Here is an 11,491-nt window from a genome sequence, read left to right on the forward strand (position 1 = left end):
CAATTACCATCCTGAAATAGCAAATGATTTAGCCTCGGTATTTTCGACGGTTGCATCTGGTACGGTTGCTTCGCTCACACGAGATTCTGCACAGAAGGTAGCGGTATTAAATCCGCCAAATCTTTTAACGGTGCTGCTTCGTAAGCGTAAATCAGGACTAACGAACCAAAAGCGTTCAATGATACTCATCGTTTCATATTCAGTAATTAAGACTAGTCCGTCTTCTCGATCCAGGTGATATTCTCCGGCCACAGGAACAATCTCTGCATAGCCTCTTTCTCTGAGTAGTTTACCTTTGCGGGGGTCTTCCGAGTCAGGAATTAAAGCAAATACGGTTGTTCCTTTATGATCCTCATTTTCTTTATCCCACGCCATTGAGCCATCCCAGCTAACGAATGCGCCGCCGATCGCTTTTTGAGGCTCGACATCGTGCATTTGGCAGATTGCAGCTATTTTCTCATCATTAGCATCGAGAAATTCGACATTGATATCTGAACTCCCGCTTTCTGCTCTTCTAAAAGGTAAGTGGTGCGTGGTGCGTTGCGATCGCCATCTTCCTGCACTCTGTTGAAAAAATTCTTTTGCGTCTTTGATTGAATTCATAGTCATATAAATTGCCATATAAATTTTATTTATCGCCTTAATTACTACTATATCGGTAATTTGTGGTTATCTCTCTATAGCCGATTTATATTTTATTTCCGCATCAAAATACACCAAAATTAGGACTCTTCGATAAGTATTTTATAACTTTTTGTTACTTTAATTAATTAATCCTTGACATTATAGACTTTTTATAGTGCCAGTGTTAGATTAATTGCAAATTAACACTTATGTCAGCTCAAAAAATTGCATTTTCAGAGGCTGAGTAATTATTAGATTAAGGAGTGGTGCCAATGAATTCATCAAGCCAATTAAGCATGGAGCAGCAATTTAAGTTAAAAGTACTTCAAGAACAAGTACAAAGCTTAAGCAAGGAACAAGCTCAAGAATATTTATTAGAAATGTTTCGCCAAATGATGGTAAAAGATAACTTAGTCAAACATCTGCTCAAAAACGCCTAAGACTTACAGACTATATGTTATCAATGTAATTAAGCTTAATTATATATGTAGTGCGAAGTTATTTAGCTCAAACACAGAAGTTATCCAAACAGAATAACTTGTTGATGATTGAAGGATTCTAGTACTTGGGAACGTCACGAATCAATTTACTTCAAAGCTTCGCACTTACAGCGATTTAGCTACGATCTTTAAATTAAAGCCAGGAGTTGAAAGCTCACCAGCAATTTCATTATCAAATTGATAGATATTTCGATAGCCAAAACCAGGTTTCGCTCCTAAAGTTCAATATGTATATTAGTAAGGAATTATTGATAATTCGCAACTATAATTAGCAATAGCTTACAAAATCCAGAGCAATTGTTAAAGAATAATTCATTTATTAGTTTACTAGCAGTAATTTAGAAACATTACCTTTTAAAATAGGTAAAGTAGTAAGTAATTGTACTAGGTGATATTGATGGAAGCTGAGCAACTTAGTCATGAAGCACTGTTGTCAACGCGAGAGTTAGAAATTGTTGAACTGGTAGTAACTGGCTTGAGTAATCATAAAATTGCTCATCGACTAGAGATCAGTAAAAGAACTGTTGATAATCACATCAGCAATATTTTGAAAAAAACTGGGGCAATCAATCGCGTTGAATTAGTGCGCTGGTCTTTGCAATGGGGTAAAGCCTGTTTGGATAATGTTAACTGCTGTTATTTACCAAATAGCAGTCAGACTGTAAATCACAATGAAGTGCTGTCCTAAACTGCATTTCCTTAAGTTAATTTTGATGGCGATCGCTTTTGGTCTAGGTAGTTGTCAAACTTCTAGATACATTACTCCGCCGACACAAAATATTAACGCCACGTTAAATTCTATTGCAGCCGAAGCAGACTCGCATTTTTCTTATGATGGTCGTTATCTAATATACACTAGCGATCGCCAATCTAAGCGAAGCGTATATCTCTACGATTTGCAACGCCGACGTTTAATTACGCTTCCTGGATTGAATCAACCAGGCAGTATGCAGTCTCAGGCAGATATAAGTGCTGATGGACGCTATATAGTTTATGTGTCGGAGCAATTGGGTAAATCTGATATTTTTTTATATGAGCGCTTGACGGCCAAAAGCCAAAATCTGACTAGAAATTTTATTGGAGAAGTTCGTCAACCAAGTATTAGCGGGAATGGACGCTTTATTTCGTTTGAAGGAAATCGCTCAGGGCAATGGGATATTGAAATTTATGATCGAGGTTTAGGAATTGATCTTTCTACACCTCAAAATTTTCTTAATCCCCAGCAACCATAAATTTGATTTTAACTATAACCAGTAGAACTAAATAAATGTGCTAATGATATCAAGTACGGACAATTGGTTGAAAAAGAAAGTTGGTTGCAATAGAAAAAAACTTATTACTTATTACTTACTGCTTTTTATTCAACACCATTGATTCGTTATTGACTAATCGTCTATTAATTTAATCCGTTAAAATAAGTGTTGAATTCGGTTTATTTGGTAGTTTATATTTAACTTTTAATCAAAACTTTATATTGCTAAATAATTTAGTTTTCAAAGTATCTAACATTAATCAACCAATTTTTTCACCAACAAATTAGCTCAATTAACTATCCAAAAAGATTATTTGAATTGATGAGTCGATTTAATATTTGAGTTGGTTAACTAAAGAAAAGCAAAAACGTGCTTTTAAGAATTATTGTGTTGTAAACTAGGCTGGCGACCAAAATTCCTGTTATTATTTTTTTTCTGAGTCGCTAAGATGCCGCTATCTGAAACAAATCCAGTATAATCAAGAGCAGAAATAGTAATGCCATCGCCAAATAACCCGCGTCGGACAAAAATTGTTGCCACAGTAGGGCCAGCTACACTGAAACCCGATACTCTACGCCAATTGATCAAGGCTGGAGCAACTACCTTGAGGATAAATTTTTCTCATGGTACGCAACAAGACCATCAAAAGGCGATTCGTTTAATTAGACAGACTGCTTTTGAATTAGATCAGCCAGTTGGTATTTTGCAGGATTTGCAAGGACCAAAAATTCGCTTGGGCAAGTTTGCCGAAGGAAAAATTAGGCTGGAAAAAGGCGATCCTTATATTCTTACTAGTCGCCAAGTTGAATGTAACCAAGACATCGGTTATATCAGCTACACCAAGCTGGCTCAAGAAGTGCCAGAAAAAGCGACGATCTTGCTAGATGATGGCAAGGTAGAAATGAAGGTAGAAAGAATAGATCGAGCTAATCAAGATCTTCACTGTAGAGTCGTGGTTGGCGGAGATCTTTCTAGCAATAAAGGAGTCAACTTTCCTGGTGTTTGTCTATCGGTCAAAGCACTAACGCAAAAAGATCGCGAAGATCTAATGTTTGGTTTAGACCAAGGTGTCGACTGGATTGCTCTGAGTTTTGTACGCAATCCACAAGATATTTTAGAAATTAAAGACTTAATTTCTAGTGCTGGTAAATCCATTCCCATAATCGCGAAGATTGAAAAGCATGAGGCGATCGAACAGATGGATGCTATTCTTTCTCTTTGTGATGGAGTAATGGTAGCGAGAGGGGATCTAGGAGTAGAGCTGCCTGCCGAAGACGTACCAATTTTACAAAAACGCCTAATTGCTACGGCTAATCGATTGGGCATACCAATTATCACAGCAACTCAAATGCTAGACAGTATGGTTAATAACCCTCGACCAACTCGCGCCGAAGTCTCTGATGTTGCTAACGCTATTTTGGATGGTACAGATGCGGTAATGCTATCTAATGAAACTGCGGTTGGTAATTATCCTGTAGAAGCAGTAGAAATTATGGCGACGATCGCCTGTCGGATCGAGCAGGAACAGCAAACTAATAATTTCAAACGAACTAAACGTTCGATTACCCACGCAATATCTGCTGCGGTGGGTCAAATTGCCTCTCAGCTAGACGCAGCAGCAATTATGACCTTGACTAAGACTGGGGCGACGGCTCGCAACGTCTCTAAATTTAGACCTAAAACGCCAATTTTAGCGATTACGCCTCACGTTTATGTGTCCCGTAGGTTACAGCTAGTTTGGGGAGTAAAGCCTCTGCTGGTTTTGGATCTCTCTTCAGCAACTCAAACCTTCCAAGCAGCAATCAATGTGGCACAAGAAAAAAATTGGCTGTCAGCAGGAGATCTAGTTGTGATGACCGCGGGGACACTTCAGGGTGTAGCTGGTTCAACCGATCTGATTAAAGTTGAATTAGTCAAGGCGGTTTTAGGCGAAGGTTCAGGAATCGGACAGGGAGCTATTAGCGGTAGAGCAAGAGTAGCCAATACTGCTAAAGATATTCATGACTTTAACCCTGGGGAAATTTTAGTCACTCCTTCGACTAATGCTCAATTTGTGGATATTATTCGCCAAGCATCAGGCATTATTACTGAAGAAGACAACCTGACTAGCCATGCCGCGGTTATTGGTTTGCGTCTCGGTATTCCTGTAATCGTTGGCTTTAAAAACGCGACTGAGATAATTCGAGAAGGAGCAATTTTAACCGTAGATGCCAAACGCGGAGTAGTTTATTCTGGTACAGTTAGTCACAGATAAGCCTTAAGCTAAACTAAGCTAAACTAAATGGTATTCCATCGCATAGCGAATTAGCTCAATACGATTGTTTCGCTCTGACTTGCGTAATAAGCTGCTGACATATTTCTCGATAGTACGGTGGGACAGATGCAGCCGGTGACCAATTTCTATATTGGAACGTCCTTTCATTAATAGTTCGAGGACTTCTTGTTCTCGCTGAGTTAGTTCCAGCTTGTTAGACAATTCTTGCTGACTAATATCAACTGCTGCATTCCATGATTCTAAGGACTCGTGGGGCGTAGTTTCGGTCTGCTCAAGGCGATCGCTTTGCGAAAATCTTAGTTCGGAGTGGATCATTTGCGATCGCTCTAACAAATTGCGAATAATTGCCTCCAATTCCCTCATTTCAAAAGGTTTAGGTAAATACATATCGCATCCAGCCTGATACCCACGAATGCGCTCTGTGGTCGCACTACGCTCGCTTAACAGAATCACTGGCAACAAACGATATTGAGGCAATTTACGAATACTTTTAATCAATTCATAGCCATCTTTATGAGGCATTTTGATATCAGAAATTAGCAGATGAGGATGGTATTTTCCTACCATTGATAGAGCTTGTTGACCATTCTCTGCGACAATAACCGAATATCCATTTAATTCTAAATGATCCCTAACAAACAAGCGAATTGCTGGATCGTCTTCAGCAACCAAAATTAATAAAGACATTGGCTTTAAGCGTTATTTTCTGCCTATTTATTTTTATTTTATCTTTTATTTCCTTGCATATTAATATTATCTTTAGATTTGACTCTAAGGAAAATTTTTGTCTTATGTCAAGAGTCTATTATTTATTTAAACCAGTAGGAAAGGGAAAGAAAAACCACAATGACAGTGATAGTTCTTGGAGTAAGTATTAGATAAACCTACTAAATATTTCCCTGTCCTACATTGATGGATGTTTTTCAGGCTTATTTACTGCCAAGAAACCCTAATCGTATCTGGCTTGCCAATATTGCCCTGAACCACAATACCGCGCTCGTTGGCGTAGAGGTGTCGCACAATTTGGTAAATGGTTTCTATCTCATTGTTTACCTTAGCTCGATCTGCCAATTCTGCCAGAGATATGGGATAAGAAGTTTCTCTTAAAGTATTCACTACCTTTTTTTGAATCTCTAGAACTGAAGCTGCTGCTTTTTTCCCTGCTTCTACCCCTGGCTGGTGATAAGCGTTGATATTAACTAAAGACGCATAAATGCTAACTCCTCGTTCATAAAGAGCAATCAAAGCACCTACTATACGCTCATTAACCTTAGGAATGGTAATCGTAATAGAATCTCGCTGTTTATCATTTAGTGCAGTACGAGTGCCTAATAAAAATCCTTTGAGGTAGTCACCAGAAGTTGTGTCAGGCTCAATTTCCACATATTCCCCTGTTCGATCCTCTAGTACTTCAATAAAGGTCAAAAAGAAATTATTAACCCCTTCTCTTAACTGTTGGACGTAGGCGTGTTGATCCGTAGAGCCTTTATTACCATAAACAGCAATACCCTGACTAACCACATTACCATCGAGATCTTTTTCCTTGCCCAAAGATTCCATAATCAGCTGCTGGAGATAACGACTAAACAGCAACAGACTATCTTTGTAGGGTAAAATTACCATATCCTTTTCGCCTCTACCATGTCCTGCACAATACCAAGCCATTGCCAGGAGTGCAGCAGGATTCTCTTTAAGACTATGCTTGCGAGTTAAGGCATCCATCGCTTTTGCGCCTTCGAGCATTGCCTTGATGTCTATTCCCTGAAGTGCAGCAGCCACTAATCCTACAGGAGATAATTCGGAAGTGCGTCCTCCAACCCAATCTCGCATCGGAAAAATAGCCAGCCAGCCTTCTCGTTCAGCGATCGCCTCTAACTTACTGCTTTTCCCTGTGATGGCAAAGGCATGAGACGCAAAATCTAGATGATGATCCTGATATACTTTTTTGACCTCTAGCATTCCGTTACGAGTTTCTGGCGTACCACCCGACTTAGAAATAACCGAGACGAGAGTTGTTGCCAAGCGATCGCCAATCCTGGCAATAATTTTATCAATCCCCGCCGGGTCAGTATTATCAATAAAATGAATTTTGAGAGGAGGTTGGTTAGGTGCTAAAGCCTGAGCCACAAATTGAGGACCCAAAGCCGATCCACCAATCCCAATCGAGAGAATATCAGTAAACTTGCTACCATTGGGAGGATGAATTTCGCCACTATGTATTTTTTGCTGAAAGTCAATTACGCTGTTGTTAGTGTCGATAATATCCTGTCTGAGTTCGGCAGTTGGAGCAAGATCGGGATCGCGCAGCCAGTAATGACCTACCATGCGATTTTCATCGGGATTGGCGATCGCTCCAGCTTCCAAAGCTTCAATATCTTTAAATGCTTTGTCAAATTTTGGTTTTAGCTGTTCTATCTGAGCATCACTAAAGCTGATACGACTAATATCTAAGTAAATTCCTAAATCTTCGGTGTAATAAAGCCAGTCTTGATAGCGTTGCCAAAGTGTAAGATTGTCCATAAGTTTTTTATGTCAGCGCGAATTCTACCTGTAAGTGTAGTAGAACCCTCTGCGCTTTAAACCGCGTTTTAGATTTTCTCTATGTCAGTCGATCTGAGTTTGAGTTGAGATGATCGAATAGTTGGACTTGAATTCCCATGAGTTTCTTATAAGTTTTGATTGCTGGTGGTAAACCATTCTTCAATTCCTTGGGCTAAAGTTTCTGCTAGCTTTTGTTGTTCTTGTTCATTAGTAATCCATTCAAACTCTTCAGGATTAATCATAAACCCCAACTCTAATAAAATAGACGGTGCAGTATGGGGACGAGTTAAAGCTAAATTATTCCAAAAAATACCTGCGTCAGGACGATCTAGCTTTGACACTAAATAGTTGTGTAAAAACATTGCGGGTGCATGAGCCTGAGTATTGTACCAAAAAGTACTTATTCCTTGAGTGTTTTCAGCATCTCCACTATCTGGTAAAGCATTATAGTGAATCGAAATAGCTAAATCTGGCTCAATTTTGTCGATCATTGTCACTCTTTTTTCAAGAGACACATCTATATCTTCTTCTCTAGTTAAATAGACTTTTGCTCCTAATTCGGTTAATTCTGCTTTGACCAATTTTGAGATTAGTAAATTAATCTCTTTTTCAGGATACCCAGTTGGTCCTTTTGAGCCTGATTCTTCACCCCCATGTCCAGGATCTAACAGTATTTTGACGTTACTCAAAGGTCGATCTTCATTAAGATTATCAAATTCAATCAAATCATTTTCCGACGCAGCGTTAGTAAGCGACCATATATTAGGAGGATGGCGCAGAGAAAAAATTAAATTGGTATTTTCATAGCGCAAATTGTAGCCCCACTGTTGTTGATGATGAAGTTCAAAAGTATAGTCAATCTGGGTTGATGACACTTGTTGCCAATCAAGACGTTTAATCATGGGATCGGTATCTAAACGAATGATATCAGTTTGAGCTGTGGTGTTATGCAGAGTCAAAGTAATACTATCGTCTTTTTGTTTTACCTCTACAGGCACAGGCATCTGTAGGGGAAAGATAATCTCCGTAGCCGATTCTAGTTGTCTAGAAGCAATTCCCCGAATTATGGACTGAGGCGGAATATTGTCTAGTAACGGTTTAGTTTCTTCTATTTTAATCCATGCACCGTAATCAAGCCTAAACCAGTCACCCTCTTTTCCTGTAACTCTAGCTTTTGTACCTTTGGGTAGAGGAGTTAAACGAGAATGATCGGTACTTGCTCCCGTCCTCGCTACCCCTTCATCAGCAATAACTTCCACTACTTGAATATCTTTAGGTGAGAGAATTTCAATTTCTCCTGTTCCTACTTTAGTTATGGTTTGATTATCTTGTTCTAGCTCAAAAATAGGCTTGCCATAGTTAAGAGGAAGATCGAGTGTAGTGCATCCTTGATACTGACCTTTAATTATCTGGCGATCGCCTATAGCTTCTGATGTTAGCACCGCAGAATTGGGAGGTAGTTCAACAGATTTTACTAAAGGCAAAAGTAAAATCTCATTTTTACCTATGCGCGCTGAAACTTTAGCATTTGGGCGAGCTACCGCGCCAAAGCAGAGTGGTTCGTTAGGTAAACGAGCAATATCTACGGCTGGGGTTAAGGAATCTGGCGCAAAAACCAATCTATCAGGAACTTCTGGCTGATTAATAATCCGAGTAACCTTAACTTTTCGTACTCGATCCTGGTGACGGATTACAAAAATATTTTCTCCCATTTTTAAAGCAAGACTAGGAGCAAAATGCCCTGAAGTGCTGCGATTTTTGATCGGCTTGCCGTTGATTAAAACTGGCTCTTGAGGCGATGCCGTACCGATAAAAAAAATTTTCTCGGCGACAGTTTGGTGTTCTGAAGGTGGATAAACAATTAATAAAGGCGACTGCGTTTGTGCAGATAAGGAGGTTGCCATCATCCCACCTACTAGCAAAATACTAGCTAAAGCTGCCAGACCGAGAAATTTCATATGTTTACTTAAAAATCAGATTATTTCCATCCTGAGCGATCCATAATTTTAACCGCAGCAGCATTATTTTTACCGTAAGCAGAAACGTTAGTAGTATCGTTTTTGAATTCGCCAAAACTTTCTACCACAGGGTTTAAAGGAGTGCCTTCGACCACAGGATATTCGTTATTCCCTAAAGCAAAAAATTCTTGGGCTTCAGGACTAGCAAGATATTCTAAAAATGCGATCGCATTCTCTTTGTTAGGAGCATTTTTGAGTAAACCTGCGCCACTAATGTTAACGTGCGCTCCTCGATCTTCTTGGTTAGGGAAAAAGATGCCAACTTGTTCAAATACTTCAGGATTGTCTTCGTATCTGGCAAGATAATAAGTGTTGGCTAAGGTAAGGTCTGCTACTCCTGCTGCAACATCTTCAATTTGAGAAGTGTCGTTACCTTGAGGAGAACGGGCAAAATTACTTACTAAACCATTTATCCACTCTGCTGTTGCCTCCTCTCCTTTTTCCTCAATCATTCCTGCTACTAAAGATTGATTGTAGATATTGTCCGAAGAACGAATAATGAACTTTCCCTTCCATTTTGGATCGGCTAAATCTTCATAAGTAGAAAGCTGACTCGGATCTACCTTGTCTTTGTTATAAACAATTACCCGCGCTCGTTTACTGTAACCAAACCAAAGGTTATTCGGATCTTGCAAATTAGTAGGTATTTTTTCTTCTAATATTGTCGACTCTACAGGAGCAAAAATTCCTGCTTGAGCAGCACGCCATAAACGTCCTGCATCTACGGTTATCAAAATGTCTGCGGGGCTATTCGTACCTTCACTTCTAATTCTTTCGATTAACTCATCATCCTTTCCTTCAATTAAGTTGACTTTAATCCCTGTTTGTTCGGTAAAACCGTCATAAAGCTGTTCGTCAGTATTGTAATGGCGAGAAGAATAAATATTTACCTGTCCGCTTTGGGTAGCTGCTTCGGATGGCTGCTCTTCTTGAGATTGATTTCCTGGTGTTTGATTACAGGCAACAATTAAGGCTGCGGTGCTGATACTAAGAAAAAAACGTCGGGAAAATTTACTTATCTGATTAGTCATAAAAATTTCTGGCAACTATACCATTAAAAATATTTAAGAATTTCCATCATACAGTTTTTGCTATTAATTCTTAATAAGCTTGTTTATTGCTTTGATAGTTAATCGAAATTAAATAATTTTGACTGGGTGAAAAACAAGAATTAATAGAACTGAATTAAATGATTAAGTCTTTTTAACTGGCTTTTTGCAAAGGAAAGCCCAAACTTTCTCTCTGTTCCAAATAAAGTTGTGCAACTTGCCGTGCCATGCTGCGAATTCTTCCTATATAACGCGTCCTTTCTGTAACGGCAATCACACCTCTGGCATCTAACAGATTAAAACTATGGGAGCACTTGAGAACATAGTCTAAACTGGGAACTACCAAACCACGCTCAATTAACTGTTTAGCTTCTTGCTCATATAAACTAAATAAATTAAACAACAAATCAGGGTCAGATGCTTCAAAATTGTAGGTACATTGCTCAATTTCAGCCTGCAAGAAAATATCTCCATAGTTGAGGCGATCGTTCCATTTGATTTGCATAATCGTATCCACGTCTTGAAGATACATCGTCAATCTTTCTAAACCATAAGTAATTTCAATGGGGACAGGACAACAATTAATACCCCCACATTGTTGAAAATAGGTAAATTGGGAGATTTCCATTCCATCTAACCAGACTTCCCACCCTACACCCCAAGCACCTAATGTAGGAGACTCCCAATTATCTTCAACAAAACGAATATCATGAGCTTCTGGATGAATACCCAAAACCTTCAATGAATCCAAATAAACCTCTTGAATATTGTCGAGCGAAGGCTTAATTACAACCTGATATTGGAAATAGTGCTGATTTCGATTGGGATTTTCTCCATATCTGCCATCAGTCGGTCTTCTGCAAGGTTCTATATAAGCAACTGACCAAGGTTCTGAACCGATTGCTCGCAAAAAAGTATGATGATTCATTGTAGCTGCACCTTTTTCCGTATCATAAGGTTGAGCAATTAAACAACCGCGATCGCTCCAAAAACTATTCAAAGCAGCGATGACTTGTTGAAAGGATAAAGACATAAAAAACATCTAAATTAAATATCTGTCCAAACACCATACCATGATTAGCTTTGAGAAAAAATATCTACCTAGATTCCCAAATAATTTGGCCAAAGGGTTGACAAGGATAAATATATTCCCTATATTGGTAAATGCGCGGTTGAGAGGTAACCCCGAACAACAAGCGGACAGAACCTAGACAATACAATAGTTTGACGG

The 11,491-nt window shown here is 39.0% G+C and carries 10 protein-coding genes; 4 read left to right on the forward strand and 6 right to left on the reverse strand.

Features of this window, described 5'->3' with window-relative positions; translation table 11 throughout:
• Positions 1 to 3: 3 nt before the first annotated feature.
• Complete coding sequence (locus tag V6C71_02395) at positions 4 to 603, reverse strand: phycobiliprotein lyase (protein ID HEY9767341.1); 600 nt, start codon at positions 601 to 603, stop codon at positions 4 to 6.
• Between the two features lie 293 nt (positions 604 to 896).
• On the opposite strand from V6C71_02395, the gene V6C71_02400 reads away from it, so the two are divergent.
• The 4 genes from V6C71_02400 (at position 897) to pyk (ending at position 4,631) form a co-directional block, all read left to right on the forward strand.
• On the forward strand, positions 897 to 1,064 hold the full coding sequence (locus V6C71_02400; protein ID HEY9767342.1) for an NblA/ycf18 family protein: 168 nt from the start codon (positions 897 to 899) through the stop codon (positions 1,062 to 1,064).
• A gap of 457 nt (positions 1,065 to 1,521) precedes the next feature.
• Positions 1,522 to 1,812 (forward strand): LuxR C-terminal-related transcriptional regulator, encoded by a 291-nt coding sequence (locus V6C71_02405; protein ID HEY9767343.1) that lies wholly within the window; start codon positions 1,522 to 1,524, stop codon positions 1,810 to 1,812.
• Positions 1,796 to 2,356, forward strand: a complete 561-nt coding sequence (locus V6C71_02410) for a biopolymer transporter (protein ID HEY9767344.1) — start codon at positions 1,796 to 1,798, stop codon at positions 2,354 to 2,356. Before V6C71_02405 ends, V6C71_02410 begins: the two co-directional genes overlap by 17 nt.
• Before the next feature lie 517 nt (positions 2,357 to 2,873).
• Entirely contained in the window at positions 2,874 to 4,631 is a 1,758-nt protein-coding gene (pyk, locus tag V6C71_02415) for a pyruvate kinase (GenBank protein HEY9767345.1), read from the forward strand.
• Between the two features lie 18 nt (positions 4,632 to 4,649).
• On the opposite strand, the gene V6C71_02420 is transcribed toward pyk, so the two are convergent.
• From V6C71_02420 to glyQ, 5 genes are all read right to left on the reverse strand, one after another.
• Positions 4,650 to 5,339: a DNA-binding response regulator gene (locus V6C71_02420; GenBank protein HEY9767346.1), complete on the reverse strand. Its 690-nt coding sequence runs from the start codon at positions 5,337 to 5,339 to the stop codon at positions 4,650 to 4,652.
• A 246-nt stretch (positions 5,340 to 5,585) separates the two neighbouring features.
• Positions 5,586 to 7,172, reverse strand: a complete 1,587-nt coding sequence (locus V6C71_02425; GenBank protein HEY9767347.1) for a glucose-6-phosphate isomerase — start codon at positions 7,170 to 7,172, stop codon at positions 5,586 to 5,588.
• A 146-nt stretch (positions 7,173 to 7,318) separates the two neighbouring features.
• Positions 7,319 to 9,151 carry an N-acetylmuramoyl-L-alanine amidase gene (locus tag V6C71_02430; GenBank protein ID HEY9767348.1) on the reverse strand — a complete coding sequence of 611 codons (1,833 nt, stop codon included), beginning with the start codon at positions 9,149 to 9,151 and terminating at the stop codon, positions 7,319 to 7,321.
• Positions 9,152 to 9,171: 20 nt separating this feature from the next.
• Positions 9,172 to 10,242 carry a Fe(3+) ABC transporter substrate-binding protein gene (locus tag V6C71_02435; protein ID HEY9767349.1) on the reverse strand — a complete coding sequence of 357 codons (1,071 nt, stop codon included), beginning with the start codon at positions 10,240 to 10,242 and terminating at the stop codon, positions 9,172 to 9,174.
• Positions 10,243 to 10,414: 172 nt separating this feature from the next.
• Positions 10,415 to 11,293, reverse strand: a complete 879-nt coding sequence (glyQ, locus tag V6C71_02440; protein HEY9767350.1) for a glycine--tRNA ligase subunit alpha — start codon at positions 11,291 to 11,293, stop codon at positions 10,415 to 10,417.
• Positions 11,294 to 11,491 lie beyond the last annotated feature (198 nt).

The sequence above is a fragment of the Coleofasciculaceae cyanobacterium genome (genome assembly GCA_036703275.1).
In the GTDB taxonomy this organism is placed as follows: domain Bacteria; phylum Cyanobacteriota; class Cyanobacteriia; order Cyanobacteriales; family Xenococcaceae; genus Waterburya.

Coding starts and splice junctions, on each gene's coding strand:
- V6C71_02395 (HEY9767341.1), bottom strand. CDS start 603: ATGAATTCAATCAAAGACGCAAAAGAATTTTTTCAACAGAGTGCAGGA.
- V6C71_02400 (HEY9767342.1), top strand. CDS start 897: ATGAATTCATCAAGCCAATTAAGCATGGAGCAGCAATTTAAGTTAAAA.
- V6C71_02405 (HEY9767343.1), top strand. CDS start 1,522: ATGGAAGCTGAGCAACTTAGTCATGAAGCACTGTTGTCAACGCGAGAG.
- V6C71_02410 (HEY9767344.1), top strand. CDS start 1,796: ATGAAGTGCTGTCCTAAACTGCATTTCCTTAAGTTAATTTTGATGGCG.
- pyk (HEY9767345.1), top strand. CDS start 2,874: ATGCCATCGCCAAATAACCCGCGTCGGACAAAAATTGTTGCCACAGTA.
- V6C71_02420 (HEY9767346.1), bottom strand. CDS start 5,339: ATGTCTTTATTAATTTTGGTTGCTGAAGACGATCCAGCAATTCGCTTG.
- V6C71_02425 (HEY9767347.1), bottom strand. CDS start 7,172: ATGGACAATCTTACACTTTGGCAACGCTATCAAGACTGGCTTTATTAC.
- V6C71_02430 (HEY9767348.1), bottom strand. CDS start 9,151: ATGAAATTTCTCGGTCTGGCAGCTTTAGCTAGTATTTTGCTAGTAGGT.
- V6C71_02435 (HEY9767349.1), bottom strand. CDS start 10,242: ATGACTAATCAGATAAGTAAATTTTCCCGACGTTTTTTTCTTAGTATC.
- glyQ (HEY9767350.1), bottom strand. CDS start 11,293: ATGTCTTTATCCTTTCAACAAGTCATCGCTGCTTTGAATAGTTTTTGG.